The organism is Streptomyces sp. TLI_185, assembly GCF_003814765.1.
Classification (GTDB): domain Bacteria; phylum Actinomycetota; class Actinomycetes; order Streptomycetales; family Streptomycetaceae; genus Streptomyces.
In genome coordinates, this window is record NZ_RKRB01000001.1 from 7,534,110 (window position 1) to 7,548,648 (window position 14,539).

A 14,539-nucleotide genomic window follows, 5' to 3' on the forward strand; every position below is an offset into this window, starting at 1 on the left:
GCGATACGACTGCCCGCAGGCCACGCAGATGCATGAGTCAGGGGGCCGCGCTCTGCCGGCGCGGCCCCCTGACTCTCGTACAGCCGTCTGCGCGGCCGTACGGCCGGCTACTCCTGCTTCTTTCGCCGCGTCCCGAACACGATCTCGTCCCAGCTGGGGACCGCCGCGCGGCGGCCCGGGCGGACACCGTCGGCCTCGGCCTGGCGGTCCGTGGCGCCGACGAGGCGGTCGCGGTGGCTGGTGACGGAGCGGGGCATGAGGACGTCCGCGTAGGCGGAACCAGCCGAGGCCGCGGGGGCCGGGGGCTCCTCCTCCTCGGGTTCGGCGGTGACGGGCTCCTCCGGCGGTGGCGGCGGAGGCGAGGCCTCCGCAGGACGCTCCGGCACCACCAGATCGCCGCGGAAGCTCGGTACCGCCTCCAGCAGGCTGGTCAGCGAGTCCCGTTCACCGGTGCTCTCCTCGGCGGGCTCGGAGGCCTGCGCAGGCAGGCTCGGCCGGTCGAGGGAACGGTCCAGCGGACGGTCGCGCGGCAGCCGTGCGATGCGCGGCACGAACGGAAAGCTGGGCTCCGGCGCGGCGAGGTCCTCGGACTCGCCGATCAGCGAGCGCGCCTCCTCGTCGACGGCCTGGACGAGCCGCCGGGGCGGGTCGTACGTCCAGCTCGCCGAGTGCGGTTCGCCCGCGACCAGGTACACCAGCAGGACCTCCCAGGTGCCGTCGTCGCGGCGCCACGAGTCCCACTGCACGGTGTCCTTCTCGGCGCCGCGCATCAGCAGCCGCTCCTGGACGGCCTCGCCGAGCTGGGGTCCGGCATTCTCGCCGGGCCTGCGGACGGGCGTCTTGCGGGCCCGCTCGGCCATGAACGCGCGCTCCGCGAGCACGGGGCCCTCGAAGCGCCGTACGCGGTCGACGGGGATACCGGCGAGCTGGGCGACTTCTTCAGCGGAGGCACCGGCGCGTATACGCGCCTGGATGTCACGGGGGCGGAGATGGCTCTCCACCTCGATCTCGATCTGGCCGAGGCGGGGCCGGTCGCCGCGGACGGCGGCGCGCAGCCGCTCGTCGATCGGAAGCGTGTACTCCGTTGCGTCGGCAGCCTTGAGCACCAGCCGTGTGCCGTCATTCGAGACGGCCACGACACGCAGTTCGGGCATGGGGACCTCCCGGGTGGTGCCTGCCGACGTCACGTGCGTCGCTGCTTCCGCTAGTCGAGTGTGGCCTGCCCGGGTGCAGCCTGCCACAACCTTGCCGAGTTGCCCGGCGTGTCGGGCCAGGGCCCTGGATCGCCGTTATGGCACGGTTACCTATTCGCAACGCTAAGTGACCAACTCCGTCACCCTGTGCAACAAGCCCCCTCCCGGCGGTCCTTGAAGGTCACGGACGCCCTGGCGGGAGACCGGACCCAGGGCTCGCAACAGTACTCCATTCGGGCCACGTGCGTGGATTGGCGCGCCGTCCAACTTCTGGCAACGGACCGGACCCGGCCGCCCGTTGCGGGGTTTCCGGGATCTTGAACGTGGCGTACTTCACGGAATCGGCAGAAACGGAACCATTGGCTACGGCCCCAACACCCGCCGCAGGTAGTCGTTCTGGAAGCGCCGGTCCGGATCCAGCCGGTCCCGCAGCGCAGTGAACTCGCCGAAGCGCGGATAGACCCCGGAGAAGTACTCGGCGTCCCGCGTGTGCACCTTGCCCCAGTGCGGTCGGCCCTCGTGGGCCGTGAAGATGCGCTCGGCGGCGCTGAAGTACGCCTGATAAGGCGTCCCCCGGAACATATGGACGGCGACGTACGCGCTGTCGCGGCCCGATGCCGTGGACAGTGTGATGTCGTCGGCGGGGGCCGTGCGCACCTCGACGGGGAAGCTGATCCGCAGACCGGAGCGCTCCACCATCGTCTTCAGTTCGCGCAGCGTCTCGGTGAGGGCCTCGCGCCGGACGGCGTATTCCATCTCCACGAAGCGCACCCTGCGCGGTGAAGTGAAGACCTTGTACGGAATGTCGGTGTAAGTGCGGGCGGAGAGGGCCTTGCTGGAGATCTGGGCGATCGTCGGGACGGTCGCGGGCGCCGCGCGGCCGACCCACTGGGCCACCTGGAAGACGCCGTTGGAGAGGAACTCGTCCTCGAACCAGCCCGCGAGCTGACTCACCGGCTTCTCGGGGCCCGCGCTGCGGTTGTTGCGCTTGGTGTTGGTGGAGCCGGTGTGCGGGAACCAGTAGAACTCGAAGTGCTCGTTCTCGGTACACAGTTCGTCGAACTCGGCGAGCACCCTGTCGAAGGGCATCGGTTCCTCGCGCGCGGTCAGCAGGAAGATCGGCTCCACGGCGAAGGTGATCGCGGTGACGATGCCGAGGGCGCCGAGGCCGATCCGGGCCGCCGCGAAGACGTCAGGGTTCTCCTTCTCGGAACAGGCCAGCACCGAGCCGTCGGCCGTGACCAGCTCAAGTCCCTTGATCTGCGCGGCGATCGAGGCCGAATCGCGGCCGGTGCCGTGGGTGCCGGTGCTGGTGGCGCCGGAGACCGTCTGCTCCATGATGTCGCCCATGTTGGTCAGCGACAGACCCTCGCGGGCCAGCGCCATGTTGAGCCTCTTGAGCGGGGTGCCGGCCTCCACCGTGACCGTCATGGCGTCGCGATCAATCTTGCGGATTCCGGTCAACAGTTGAGGGCGGATCAACACACCGTCGGTGGCGGCGATGGACGTGAAGGAGTGGCCGGTGCCGACGGCCTTCACCGTCAGCCCGTCCTGAGCGGCCTGCCGTACGGCCGCGGACAGTTCCTCCACGGAGGCCGGCTCGACCTCCCGCGCGGGACGGGCCGTGACGTTCCCGCCCCAGTTACGCCACGTGCCGTTCTTCGCGCTCGTCGTGCTGCTCAACGGTGCCTCCCCGACGCGGAGCCGGCCTGCTGAGCCGGCGGTACCCCAGGAAACCGACCGCGACCGCGACGGCCCCGGACACCGCCGGAACCCCGTACCCGGCACGCGCGCCGGCCGCGTCGATGACCCAGCCGGCCACCGAGGAGCCGAGCGCGACACCGACCGCGAGGCCGGTGCTCACCCAGGTCATGCCCTCGGTCAACTGTGCGCGTGGTACGTGCTCTTCGATGAGGGACATCGTCGTGATCATCGTGGGAGCGACGGACATACCCGCGACGAAGAGCGCCACGGCCAGAAACGGCAAGTTTCCGACCAGTAGGAGGGGGATCATACTCACGGCCATCGCGCATATGCCCAGCAGCCAGCGACGCCCGGGCGCCCCCTTGAAGTGCATCAGCCCGAAGACGACCCCCGCCACGCAGGAACCCGCCGCGTACAGCGCGAGCACGATGCTCGCCGCGGCCTTGTGTCCCCTCTCGTCGGCAAACGCCACGGTGACCACGTCGACGGAACCGAAGATCGTCCCGGTCGCCACGAAGGTGGCCACCAGGACCTGCAGGCCACGCGCGCGTAGCGCCGTACCCCCGCCGTGCTTCTCCCGGGGGTGCGGCTCGGGCTCGGTGGCGCGCTGGGCGGTCAGCCAGAAGACGCCGGTCGCCAGGAAGCAGGCCGCGAGCAGCGGCCCCGCCTCCGGGAACCAGGCCGTGGACAGGCCGATGGAGATGATCGGCCCGAAGATGAAGCACACCTCGTCCACCACCGACTCGAAGGAGTACGCGGTGTGCAACTGCGCAGTGCCCCTGTACAGGGCCGCCCAGCGGGCGCGGATCATCGCGCCGAGGCTCGGCACCGAGCCGATGCCGGCGGCGCACACGAACAGCAGCCAGTCCGGCCACCCGAAGTGTGCGGTGAGCAGCAGGCCGGCCGCCGAGGTGAGCGCGACGAGCGTCGCGGGCCGCAGCACCCTGCGCTGCCCGTACTGGTCCACCAGCCGGGAGATCTGCGGTCCGATCGCCGCGGCCGCGAGCGCGATGGTCGCCGAGAGGGCGCCTGCGAGCCCGTAGCGGCCGGTGAGCTGGGAGACCATCGTGACCACGCCGATGCCCATCATCGACAGCGGCATCCGGCCGAGGAGGCCCGCGGCGGAGAAGCCCTTGGTGCCGGGGGCGGCGAACAGGGCGCGGTAGGGGCTGGGCACGGGGTCTCCGATGGCTACGGCTCAGAAAGGTGCTGGCTGGTGCTCAGTAAGGTGCGAATGCGGCTGATACAGCTTACGAGTGAGGTCACCCTAATGCACCCGGCAATTCGGCCGGTGAACGCGTCCGGAATGCGACCCGCCCCCGCTCGTCACCCCGCCGTTTCCCGGCTGTCAGTGCCGGGTGGCAGGATCGACCCATGTCAGACGCGCTCGATGCCACCCCCTACGACGCCCTGCTCCTGCTCTCGTTCGGCGGCCCGGAGGGCCCGGACGACGTGGTCCCGTTCCTGGAGAACGTGACGCGCGGGCGGGGCATCCCCAAGGAACGCCTGAAGGAAGTCGGGCAGCACTACTTCCTGTTCGGCGGGGTCAGCCCCATCAACGACCAGAACCGCGCCCTGCTGGACGCCCTCCGCAAGGACTTCGCGGACCACGGCCTGGACCTGCCGGTCTTCTGGGGCAACCGCAACTGGGCGCCCTACCTGACGGACACCCTGCGCGAGATGGTCGCCGAGGGGCACCGCCGCATCCTGGTCCTCGCCACCAGCGCCTACGCCTCGTACTCGGGCTGCCGCCAGTACCGCGAGAACCTCGCCGACTCGCTCGCCGAGCTGGAGGCCGAGGGCCTGGAGCTGCCGAAGATCGACAAGATCCGGCACTACTTCAACCACGAAGGCTTTCTGGAGCCCATGATCGAGGGCGTCCTGCAGTCCCTGGCCGATCTCCCCGAGGACGTCCGGGACGGCGCGCACCTCGCGTTCTCGACGCACTCGATCCCCACCGCGTCCGCGGACACCTCCGGCCCGGTCGAGGACCACGGCGACGGTGGCGCGTACGTCGAGCAGCACCTGGAGGTCGCTCAGCTGATCGCCGACGCGGTCCGCGAGCGCACCGGCATCGACCACCCCTGGCAGCTCGTCTACCAGTCACGCTCCGGCGCCCCGCACATCCCGTGGCTCGAGCCCGACATCTGCGACCACCTGGAGGAGCGGCACGCGGGCGGCGCCCCGGCGGTCGTCATCGCCCCCATCGGTTTCGTCTCCGACCACATGGAGGTCCTCTACGACCTCGACACGGAGGCCAAGGCGAAGGCCGAGGAACTGGGTCTGCCGATGCGCCGCGCGGCCACCGTCGGCGCCGACCCGCGCTTCGCCGCCGCGATCCGCGACCTCGTCCTGGAGCGGGCGTCCGTGGAACGCGGCGAGGAGGCCACGCCCTGCGCCCTGGGCGCGCTCGGCGCGAGCCACAACGTCTGCCCGGTCGGCTGCTGTCCGGCCCGAGCCCCCCGCCCGGCCGCCGCGGGCGTCGACAGCCCCTACGTGTGAGGAGCCCCGTGACCGACCCCCTGCATCAGGAACTGCTCGCACTGGCCCAGGAGGCCGCCCGCCGCGCCGGGGAGCTGCTGCGGGACGGCCGCCCGGCCGACCTCGCGGTCGCCGCGACCAAGTCGAGCCCGATCGACGTGGTCACCGAGATGGACATCGCGGCGGAGAAGCTGATCACGGACCTGATCTCCGAGCGCCGCCCGGACGACGGCTTCCTCGGCGAGGAGGGCGCCTCCACCGAGGGCACCAGCGGGATCCGCTGGGTGATCGACCCGCTCGACGGCACGGTCAACTACCTGTACGGGCTGCCCACTTGGGCCGTCTCGATCGCGGCCGAGCAGGACGGCGAGACCGTCGTCGGGGTCGTGGCGGCCCCGATGCGCGGCGAGACGTACCACGCGGTCCGCGGCGGCGGAGCCCGCGCCACGGGCGCCTGGGAGGGCGAGCGCGAGCTGGCCTGCCGCCCCGCGCCGCCCCTCGACCAGGCCCTGGTCTCGACGGGCTTCAACTACGTCACCGAGGTCCGCACCCACCAGGCCGAGGTCGCACAGAAGCTGATCCCCCTGCTGCGCGACATCCGGCGCAGCGGCTCGGCCGCCGTCGACCTGTGCGACCTCGCGGCCGGCCGCCTCGACGGCTACTACGAGCGCGGGCTGCACCCGTGGGACCTCGCGGCCGGCGACCTCATCGCCCGGGAAGCGGGCGCGCTGACCGGTGGACGCCCCGGAGAGCGCCCCGCACACGCTCTGACGATCGCCGGCACCCCGGGCGTCTTCGAGCCCCTCCAGCGCCTCCTGGAGGACTTCGGCGCCTGGCACGACTGACGGCACGGGCCCTCCAACGCCCACGGCACCGCCGGACACCGGCCGGGAGTGAGCCGGAGGGGGCGCTCCGGAGTCGAGAGGGCATGGGGGCACCTCCCGCTCGACCGAAGCCGAGATCGGGGGCTCGGGGAGGCGCGAAGCGCTGAGCACGATCGGCCTCTCGACACCGGCTGAGGCACCCCCGCAGGCGAACGACCCGGACAAGCGGGCCCCCGGCGCTGGATTCGCCGGGGGCCCGCTGTCGTACGTAACGCGCTGATCAGACGCAGACGCTAGGCGCCGACCTCCACACCGTGCTCGGCGGCGAGGCGGCGCAGGTCGTCGAGCTCGCCCTGCTCCACCTCGACGAGGAAGTCGTCGCCCTCGTCGCGAGCCCGCGTCAGGTCGGACTCGGTCGTCCTTATGCGCTGCAGAAGTCCTGCGGTGAATGCGTCCATGCTGCGCCCCCTCGTCCTGGGTCGTGGGTCGGTGGCACGGGGGTGTGCCGTTGGGAAGGGGCGATCACGTCTCCATCAGGTGCCCGGCACACGGGCGCCGGGGGTGGCGACGGTGCCGGACACCCACGCCCACTCTGCGGAAAGCGGATTGCGCCGTGCCGCATGGTGCTGCGGCACTAGCAGAGCGTGATCGCGGGGTATGAACCGTCCTCCCCCCGCTCCCTTCCACGGAAACCTCAACCCGGCGAGAAAATCTCGCATTCCCGGGTCTCACACCTGTCCTTCATCCTGCCCTCATCCTCTGCCCACCCGCCTTACCGCCGACTTATGACCGAAAAGGGCAGGATGGAGGCACACAGTCATGAAGACCCCTGCCCGCGTGTGCCCTTGCAGGCGCTACGCGGGTGGACACAGGAAGGACAAGCGACGTGCGCGTACTCGTCGTCGAGGACGAGCAGCTGCTCGCCGATGCGGTGGCCACCGGACTGCGCCGGGAGGCCATGGCCGTCGACGTCGTGTACGACGGTGCGGCCGCCCTGGAGCGCATCGGCGTCAACGACTACGACGTGGTCGTCCTCGACCGCGACCTCCCGCTCGTCCACGGCGACGACGTCTGCCGCAAGATCGTGGAACTCGGCATGCCCACGCGCGTGCTGATGCTCACGGCCTCCGGTGACGTCAGCGACCGCGTCGAGGGCCTGGAGATCGGCGCCGACGACTATCTCCCCAAGCCCTTCGCGTTCAGTGAGCTCATCGCACGCGTGCGTGCGCTCGGCCGGCGCACCAGTGTGCCGCTGCCGCCGGTCCTGGAGCGTGCGGGCATCAAGCTCGACCCCAACCGCCGCGAGGTCTTCCGCGACGGCAAGGAGATCCAGCTCGCGCCCAAGGAGTTCGCCGTGCTGGAGGTGCTGATGCGCTCCGAGGGCGCCGTCGTCTCCGCGGAGCAGCTCCTGGAGAAGGCCTGGGACGAGAACACCGACCCGTTCACGAATGTCGTGCGCGTGACCGTCATGACCTTGCGCCGCAAACTGGGCGAGCCGCCCGTGATCGTCACCGTGCCCGGCTCCGGCTACCGGATCTGATGCGCGATGGCCGCAACACCCGCTCTCCCCACGGCACCCCCCAAGCCCACCTGGGACCCCAGGAAGCCAGAGCCGCCCTTCCCCTGGCTGCGCCCGACCATCCGCATACGGCTCACGCTGCTGTACGGCGGCATGTTCCTGATCGCCGGCATCCTGCTGCTGTCGATCATCTATCTGCTGGCGGCCCAGGCCCTCCATGAGGGCAGCGGGCAGTCCTTCCAGATCAGCGGGGCCAACCTCAACATCACCAGCACGACCTGCCCCGCCGTGAACTCGGCGCCGAAAAGCGAGATCAACACGATCCTCAAGAACTGCGACGCCATCCAGCGCCAGCGCGCCCTCGACGATCTGCTCAGCCGCTCCCTGCTCGCCCTCCTCGGCCTCGCGATCATCGCCTTCGCCTTCGGCTACGCCATGGCCGGCCGGGTGCTCTCCCCGCTCGGCCGGATTCTCCGCACCGCGCGCGCGGTGGCCGGCTCGGACCTGTCCCGCCGGATCGAGCTGGACGGCCCGGACGACGAGATCAAGGAACTGGCCGACACCTTCGACGACATGCTGGAGCGCCTGGAGCGCGCCTTCACCGCCCAGCAGCGCTTCGTCGGCAACGCCTCGCACGAGCTGCGCACACCCCTCGCGATCAACCGCACGCTCCTCGAGGTGCACCTGTCCGACCCGAACGCGCCCGCGGAGCTGCATCAGCTCGGCAAGACGCTGCTGGCCACCAACGAGCGCAGCGAGCAGCTCGTCGAGGGCCTGCTGCTGCTCGCCCGCAGCGACAACCACATCGTCGAGCGCAAGCCGGTGGACCTCGCCGAGGTCGCCGAGCAGGCCGTCGACCAGGTGCGCTCGGAGGCGGACGCCAAGGGCGTGGTGATCCGCAGCGAGCAGAAGCCCGCCGTCGTGCAGGGCAACGGCGTGCTCCTGGAGCGGATCGCGCTGAACCTGGTGCAGAACGCCGTGCGGTACAACGTGCCGGAGGACGGCTGGGTCGAGGTCACCACCGAGGTCCAGCACGGTCAGGCGGTCCTGGTCGTGTCGAACACCGGCCCCGTGGTACCCGCGTACGAGATCGACAACCTCTTCGAGCCCTTCCGGCGGCTGCGCACGGAGCGGACGGGCAGCGACAAGGGCGTCGGCCTCGGTCTTTCCATCGTGAGGTCCGTGGCCCGGGCCCACGGCGGGCACATCTCGGCCCAGCCCCGTGAGGGGGGTGGACTCGTGATGCGCGTTGCGCTGCCGATCTGAGATCATGTCGCCGACACACGGGGATGTTCGCTTTGCGCGGAATTTTCTGGCCGCCGAACGGCGCATCCCGTGTGTGATCGATCACAAGGGCGATTTTCTGGCCATCTACTCTCCGTGATCATGGGGACTGCCGTAAAGCCGGGAAAATCCGGGTTTTCGGGTGTCCTGATCACGGGAAGTACAGGGTGAGGCGCCTTTGAAGAGCGGCAAGGGACCGTGTACGGTCCCGTTCGCCATCCAAGCCGATCACTCTTGAGGAGTCCGGTTGGGTGTCGATTGAGTAACAGACCTTGATGTGAGGCAAAATCTCCGCCTCGGGTCGGGCACAAGTCCGGCCTCTCACGCGTTACGTGCGCTGGAGACACCGCAGACACCCAGAGGGGGAGAGCGACATGGCAACGGATTACGACACCCCACGCAAGACCGACGACGACGTCGACTCGGACAGCCTTGAAGAGCTGAAGGCCAGGCGGAACGACAAGTCGACCTCCGCAGTGGACGTCGACGAGTTCGAGGCCGCCGAAGGCCTGGAGCTGCCCGGCGCGGACCTCTCGAACGAGGAGTTGGCCGTCCGGGTGCTGCCGAAGCAGCAGGACGAGTTCACGTGCATGAGCTGCTTCCTGGTGCACCACCGCAGCCAGCTGGCCCGCGAGAAGAACGGTCAGCCGATCTGCCGCGACTGCGACTGAGGCCGGGTCGGCCGTGACTGGCTCGACCCCACCTTGGAAGCGCCGCTCCCTCATGCCGGGAGCGGACGAAGGGCCGTCCGACGGCCCTCACGGCGCGCGTGATGACGAGCGGGGCCCGTCCGGTTCGACACCGGGCACCACAGGGCCCACAGGATCGGCCTCGCTCGAACCGGCGGCCGGCCGGGTTGACCTCCCGGCCCCGTCGCAGACACCCGTGCCCGTCGCCAGGCGACGGGCCGCGGTGTTCCGCGACAAGGCCAGGGAAGGCGTCCGCAAGGGCGGCAGCGCCGCCAGGGCGGGCCTGGCGTATGTCGCCGACCGGATCATCGAGAACGCCCCGCGGATCCCGGTACGGGATCTCGCGGCGCTCCGCAGGCAGTTCCCGGGCCTGGGGCCCGAGCAGCTCGCGGACAAGCTCGTGGCGGGCGCAGCGGCCGCCACATCGACGGTCGGAGCGGGGGTGGGAGCGGCGGCGATGCTGCCCGTACCGCCCGCGATGCCGGCGGAACTGGCCGCCGAGATCACCGGAGTCGCGGCGATCGAGCTGAAACTGATCGCCGAACTCCACGAGGTGTACGGCGTACGCCCGCCCGGCAACCTCAAGCAGCGCAGCACCGCGTATCTGAACTCCTGGTCGGGAGAGCGCGGGATCGACGTGACCAAGCCGTCGACCGTGAGTTCCGCGCTGAACGGACCCATGAAGCGCGAACTGCGCCAGCAGATCATGAAACGCATGGTCCGCGACCTGCCGAACCTCATGCCCTTCATGGTGGGGGCCGCCGTAGGGGCGGTCATGAACCGCCGGGACACGAAGAAGCTTGCGGCGCGGATCCGCAAGGACCTGAGAAAGATCCAGGTGCCGTGGGACGTGCTTCCCGAACTCCCGCCCCTGGAGGCCCCGGAGCGGCCGCTGGAGCTGGGGGACGGCTCAGCGGGCTGAGAGCTGTTACGCCACGGCCTCCCTGGCCGTCCTCAGCGCCTGAGCCAGGCGCTCCGGCTCCCGCGTCGACAGGTACAGATACGGCGTCGGGTCCTCGGGGTCGGTGACCTCCACGCGCAGGGCCGTGGGGATGTAGGCGCGCAGCAGGAGGAAGGCGCGGGTGTCGGCCTTGTAGGTGCGCCAGGCGCGCGCCTCCTCCGGGTCCAGGACCTCCGCCTCGCCCAGCGCCGTGACCGGGATCTTCGCCTCGCCCGCGATCAGCGAGTCACCCACCACACGGATGCGGACCGAGCCGTACGCGCTCGCCGCGACCGCCATCGCCGCCGTGCCGCCGACCAGACCGCCGAGCAGCGGCAGAGTGCCGAAGGGCAGCAGGATCAGGGCGAAGGAGACGCCCACCAGGAAGGAGATCAGCCACCACGAGCGGGGGGCGGTGAGGCGTTCTTCGTAAGGGGTGGCGGAGGGCTGCATGCAGCCAAGCTTGGCACGGTGTCCGGATATGGCGGACGCGCGGGTAAGGTCTGCGGCTGTGAGTGGTACTTCCCCAGCTCTTCAGCCTCCCGCCGACGCGGTGAAACCGGTGCGGCACCCTGATGCTCCCGCGCCCGGTGAGCTGCTCGGTGCCCACTACGAACAGTGTTTCGGATGCGGCGGCGGGCAGCCCCACGGACTGCACCTGGAGGCGCGGGCCGGCGAAGGCGTCACGATCACCGCGGAGTTCACCGTGCAGCCCGCTCACCAGGGGGCGCCCGGCCTTGCCCACGGCGGGGTGCTGGCCACCGCCCTGGACGAGACCCTGGGCTCGCTGAACTGGCTGCTCAGGACGATCGCCGTGACCGGACGGCTGGAGACGGACTTCGTGCGGCCCGTTCCGGTCGGGACGGTGCTGTATCTGGAGGCCGAGGTCACGGCGGTGGCGGGGCGCAAGATCTACTCGTCCGCCACCGGACGCATCGGCGGCCCGGACGGGCCCGTGGCCGTGCGCGCCGACGCGCTCTTCATCGAGGTGAAGGTCGACCACTTCATCGACAACGGCCGCCCGCAGGAGATCCGGGCCGCCATGGACGACCCGGACCAGAGGCGGCGCGCCCGCGCCTTCGAGGTGAACCCGTGAGCCGTGACCCCGTGAACGTACTGATCCGGCGCGTCGACCCGGACGTACCGCTTCCGTCGTACGCACATCCCGGTGACGCGGGCGCCGATCTGCGTACCACCGAGTCGTGTGAACTGAAGCCGGGCGAGCGGGCCGTGCTGCCCACGGGGGTGTCGATCGCCCTCCCGGAGGGGTACGCGGCCTTCGTGCACCCGCGGTCCGGGCTCGCCGCCCGCTGCGGTGTCGCCCTGGTGAATGCCCCGGGGACGGTTGATGCCGGGTACCGTGGGGAGATCAAGGTGATCGTGGTGAATCTCGACCCGCGCGAGGCCGTGCGGTTCGAGCGCTTCGACCGGATCGCCCAACTGGTCGTCCAGCAGGTCGAGAAGGTCCGCTTCCAGGAGGTCGCGGAGCTTCCCGGCTCGGCACGGGCCGAAGGGGGCTTCGGGTCCACCGGAGGTCATGCCGCGGTGGCCGGGACGAGCAGCACAAACGGTCAGGCCGCCATGGGCGGCACTACGGGTGGGAATCGATACGCTTCGGTCGTATCCGACCGGGAAGGACAGTGACGTGTTCGGACGTCGCAACAAGAAGGGTGCCGCCGAGGACGCGGCCGGCGAGGCCGAGCAGGTCGTCGACAGTGTCGACACTGAGGCGGACGACGAGGAGCGCGAGCGCGTGAGGCTCGAGCCCGAGCCGCGGCCGGACGGGCCGTGGGACGACTCGGAGGTGCGCGACCCGGCCGAGGGCCGCGTGGACCTGGGCGGGCTCTTCGTGCCCGGGGTCGACGGCATGGAACTGCGGGTCGAGGTCGCGGGCGACGCGATCGTCGCGGCGACCGTCGTGCTGCGGGACAGCGCCATCCAGCTGCAGGCCTTCGCCGCTCCCAAGCGCGAGGGCATCTGGGGCGAGGTGCGCGAGGAGATCGGCTCGGGCATCACCCAGCAGGGTGGGATCATCGACGAGGTCGAGGGCCCGCTGGGCTGGGAGCTGCGGGCCCAGGTGCCGGTGCAGCTGCCGGACGGCACGGGCGGCTTCCAGGTCGTGCGGTTCGTCGGTGTGGACGGTCCCCGCTGGTTCCTGCGCGGCGTGATCTCGGGCCAGGGCGCGGTGCAGCCGCAGGCGGCCGGTCTGCTCGAGCAGATCTTCCGGGACACGGTCGTGGTCCGCGGTGAGGGCCCGATGGCGCCCCGCGACCCGATCGTCCTGAAGCTGCCGAACGACGCCCAGATGGTTCCCGAGGGCGTCCAGCAGGAGGAAGGCTCGCGCTTCTCCGGCGGCATGGGGCAGTTGCAGCGCGGCCCGGAGATCACCGAGGTCCGCTAAGCGCTGCGCTGGGCTGAGCCGCGACGGGTTGTTGTTTGTCTGCGGCGCCGTCGTGGCTGGTCGCGCCCGCGCGGCGGAGCCGCATATCAGTCAGAGCCCCGCGCCCCTTCGGGGCGCGACTGTTCGAGAGCCGCACCCTTCGGGGTGCGGCTCTTTTGTGTGCGTGAACTCTTGACGGCCTATTGGTCTGTACCTACGGTCTCCGCTCAACGCGTCTGTTCATAGAGGCGCTTCACGTTCATATACGAGAACGGATGACCCCCACCATGCGCCGTACTGCACTCCTCGCGACCGCCTCCACGCTTGTCGTGGGCATGATCACCTGGCCTGTCGCCCGCCATGCCGACGCCGCCCCCACCGCCTTCGTGCACCCCGGAGTCACCGTCTCCAAGGCGCAGTTGGACTTCACCCGCAGCAAGGTCGATGCAGGTGCCCAGCCCTGGAAGAGCGCCTTCGACCAGATGGTGGCGAGCAAGTACGCCGACCTGAACCGCACCCCGAAACCGCGGGCGACCGTCGAGTGCGGCTCGTACTCGAACCCCGACTACGGCTGCACGGACGAGCGCCAGGACGCGATCGCCGCGTACACCGATGCACTCGCCTGGTACATCACCCGCGACGACCGGTACGCGAAGAAGTCGATCGCGCTGATGGACGCCTGGTCGGCCGTGATCAAGGAGCACACCAACAGCAACGCACCCCTGCAGACCGGCTGGGCGGGCTCCTCCTGGCCGAAGGCCGCCGAGATCATCAAGTACACGTACACCGGAAGCTGGGCGAACTCCGGCCGCTTCGCGACCATGCTCCGGAACGTCTACCTCCCCGAGATCATCAACGGCTCCAACTCCAACGGCAATTGGGAGCTGTCGATGATGGAGGCCGCGGTCGGCATCTCCGTCTTCCTCGAGGACCGGACGTCGTACGACAAGGCCATGGCGAAGTTCCGGACCCGTACGGCCGCGTATGTCTATCTCTCCTCCGACGGCGACCTGCCCAGGACCGTACCCAGTCAGAACCTCGACACCAGGGCGAAGATCGTGGGCTACTGGCAGGGGCAGTCCACCTTCGTCACCGGGCTCACCCAGGAGACCTGCCGCGACCTCACCCACACGGGCTACGGCATCTCCGCGATCTCGCACGTCGCCGAGACCAGCCGGATCCAGGGCCAGGACCTGTACGGCACCGACGTCGGCGAACGGCTGCGGCAGGCGCTCGGGTTCCAGGCCAAGTACCAGCTGGGTGCCGCCGTCCCGAGCCGGCTGTGCGGGGGCTCGCTGAAACTCGGGCTCGGGCCCGTCACCGAGGTCGGCTACAACGCCCTGCACAACCGCCTCGGCATCGCGATGACCAACACCCAGACGCTGACCCGGCAGCAGCGCCCGGCGGGCAGCAACAACCTCTTCGTGGCCTGGGAGACCCTCACCCACGGGGACAACCCGAGCTGAACCGTTGAACCGCCCGGCGCCGGGCGGTGATACTGACGCCCGGCCGACGGCTGCACGGG

15 protein-coding genes are annotated in these 14,539 nt (G+C 70.2%); 10 read left to right on the top strand and 5 right to left on the bottom strand.

The window, feature by feature from the left end; all coding sequences use genetic code 11:
* Window positions 1-107: 107 nt before the first annotated feature.
* The 3 genes from sepH to EDD92_RS34805 all read right to left on the bottom strand — a co-directional run bounded on the left by sepH (window position 108) and on the right by EDD92_RS34805 (window position 4,074).
* Window positions 108-1,154 (bottom strand): septation protein SepH, encoded by a 1,047-nt coding sequence (gene sepH, locus EDD92_RS34795; RefSeq protein ID WP_123967961.1) that lies wholly within the window; start codon window positions 1,152-1,154, stop codon window positions 108-110.
* Window positions 1,155-1,556: 402 nt separating this feature from the next.
* The gene (locus EDD92_RS34800) at window positions 1,557-2,876 is read right to left on the bottom strand and encodes a D-arabinono-1,4-lactone oxidase (protein ID WP_123967962.1); all 1,320 of its coding nucleotides are present in this window, start codon (window positions 2,874-2,876) and stop codon (window positions 1,557-1,559) included.
* On the bottom strand, window positions 2,836-4,074 hold the full coding sequence (locus EDD92_RS34805) for an MFS transporter (RefSeq protein ID WP_123967963.1): 1,239 nt from the start codon (window positions 4,072-4,074) through the stop codon (window positions 2,836-2,838). The genes EDD92_RS34800 and EDD92_RS34805 overlap by 41 nt, the downstream gene beginning before the upstream one ends.
* Window positions 4,075-4,271: 197 nt before the next feature.
* Here EDD92_RS34805 and EDD92_RS34810 point away from each other — a divergent pair, with 197 nt between their 5' ends.
* The gene (locus tag EDD92_RS34810; RefSeq protein ID WP_123967964.1) at window positions 4,272-5,399 is read left to right on the top strand and encodes a ferrochelatase; all 1,128 of its coding nucleotides are present in this window, start codon (window positions 4,272-4,274) and stop codon (window positions 5,397-5,399) included.
* Between the two features lie 8 nt (window positions 5,400-5,407).
* Window positions 5,408-6,223 carry an inositol monophosphatase family protein gene (locus EDD92_RS34815; RefSeq protein ID WP_123967965.1) on the top strand — a complete coding sequence of 272 codons (816 nt, stop codon included), beginning with the start codon at window positions 5,408-5,410 and terminating at the stop codon, window positions 6,221-6,223.
* A 272-nt stretch (window positions 6,224-6,495) separates the two neighbouring features.
* Here EDD92_RS34815 and EDD92_RS50110 read toward each other — a convergent pair whose 3' ends face one another.
* Complete coding sequence (locus EDD92_RS50110; protein ID WP_016432180.1) at window positions 6,496-6,660, bottom strand: hypothetical protein; 165 nt, start codon at window positions 6,658-6,660, stop codon at window positions 6,496-6,498.
* A gap of 428 nt (window positions 6,661-7,088) precedes the next feature.
* On the opposite strand from EDD92_RS50110, the gene EDD92_RS34820 reads away from it, so the two are divergent.
* The 4 genes from EDD92_RS34820 to EDD92_RS34835 all read left to right on the top strand — a co-directional run bounded on the left by EDD92_RS34820 (window position 7,089) and on the right by EDD92_RS34835 (window position 10,616).
* Window positions 7,089-7,742 carry a response regulator transcription factor gene (locus tag EDD92_RS34820; RefSeq protein ID WP_031165802.1) on the top strand — a complete coding sequence of 218 codons (654 nt, stop codon included), beginning with the start codon at window positions 7,089-7,091 and terminating at the stop codon, window positions 7,740-7,742.
* Window positions 7,743-7,748: 6 nt separating this feature from the next.
* The gene (locus EDD92_RS34825; RefSeq protein WP_123967966.1) at window positions 7,749-8,987 is read left to right on the top strand and encodes a HAMP domain-containing sensor histidine kinase; all 1,239 of its coding nucleotides are present in this window, start codon (window positions 7,749-7,751) and stop codon (window positions 8,985-8,987) included.
* A gap of 392 nt (window positions 8,988-9,379) precedes the next feature.
* Window positions 9,380-9,676, top strand: a complete 297-nt coding sequence (locus EDD92_RS34830) for a DUF4193 domain-containing protein (protein ID WP_005481602.1) — start codon at window positions 9,380-9,382, stop codon at window positions 9,674-9,676.
* Between the two features lie 13 nt (window positions 9,677-9,689).
* Window positions 9,690-10,616: a hypothetical protein gene (locus EDD92_RS34835; protein WP_123967967.1), complete on the top strand. Its 927-nt coding sequence runs from the start codon at window positions 9,690-9,692 to the stop codon at window positions 10,614-10,616.
* Between the two features lie 6 nt (window positions 10,617-10,622).
* On the opposite strand, the gene EDD92_RS34840 is transcribed toward EDD92_RS34835, so the two are convergent.
* Complete coding sequence (locus EDD92_RS34840; protein ID WP_123967968.1) at window positions 10,623-11,087, bottom strand: DUF3093 domain-containing protein; 465 nt, start codon at window positions 11,085-11,087, stop codon at window positions 10,623-10,625.
* A gap of 58 nt (window positions 11,088-11,145) precedes the next feature.
* On the opposite strand from EDD92_RS34840, the gene EDD92_RS34845 reads away from it, so the two are divergent.
* From EDD92_RS34845 to EDD92_RS34860, 4 genes are all read left to right on the top strand, one after another.
* Entirely contained in the window at window positions 11,146-11,730 is a 585-nt protein-coding gene (locus EDD92_RS34845; RefSeq protein ID WP_123967969.1) for a PaaI family thioesterase, read from the top strand.
* Window positions 11,727-12,278, top strand: coding sequence for a dUTP diphosphatase (gene dut, locus EDD92_RS34850; RefSeq protein WP_123967970.1), 552 nt, complete (start codon window positions 11,727-11,729; stop codon window positions 12,276-12,278). The genes EDD92_RS34845 and dut overlap by 4 nt, the downstream gene beginning before the upstream one ends.
* A gap of 1 nt (window position 12,279) precedes the next feature.
* Window positions 12,280-13,035 (top strand): DUF3710 domain-containing protein, encoded by a 756-nt coding sequence (locus EDD92_RS34855; RefSeq protein WP_030939598.1) that lies wholly within the window; start codon window positions 12,280-12,282, stop codon window positions 13,033-13,035.
* Window positions 13,036-13,301: 266 nt separating this feature from the next.
* Window positions 13,302-14,480: an alginate lyase family protein gene (locus EDD92_RS34860; RefSeq protein WP_185124469.1), complete on the top strand. Its 1,179-nt coding sequence runs from the start codon at window positions 13,302-13,304 to the stop codon at window positions 14,478-14,480.
* Window positions 14,481-14,539 lie beyond the last annotated feature (59 nt).

Excerpts from the sequence above, each read along its gene's own strand:
- sepH (WP_123967961.1), bottom strand. The coding sequence starts at position 1,154 with ATGCCCGAACTGCGTGTCGTGGCCGTCTCGAATGACGGCACACGGCTG.
- EDD92_RS34810 (WP_123967964.1), top strand. The coding sequence starts at position 4,272 with ATGTCAGACGCGCTCGATGCCACCCCCTACGACGCCCTGCTCCTGCTC.
- EDD92_RS50110 (WP_016432180.1), bottom strand. The coding sequence starts at position 6,660 with ATGGACGCATTCACCGCAGGACTTCTGCAGCGCATAAGGACGACCGAG.
- EDD92_RS34825 (WP_123967966.1), top strand. The coding sequence starts at position 7,749 with ATGGCCGCAACACCCGCTCTCCCCACGGCACCCCCCAAGCCCACCTGG.
- EDD92_RS34830 (WP_005481602.1), top strand. The coding sequence starts at position 9,380 with ATGGCAACGGATTACGACACCCCACGCAAGACCGACGACGACGTCGAC.
- EDD92_RS34840 (WP_123967968.1), bottom strand. The coding sequence starts at position 11,087 with ATGCAGCCCTCCGCCACCCCTTACGAAGAACGCCTCACCGCCCCCCGC.
- EDD92_RS34860 (WP_185124469.1), top strand. The coding sequence starts at position 13,302 with ATGCGCCGTACTGCACTCCTCGCGACCGCCTCCACGCTTGTCGTGGGC.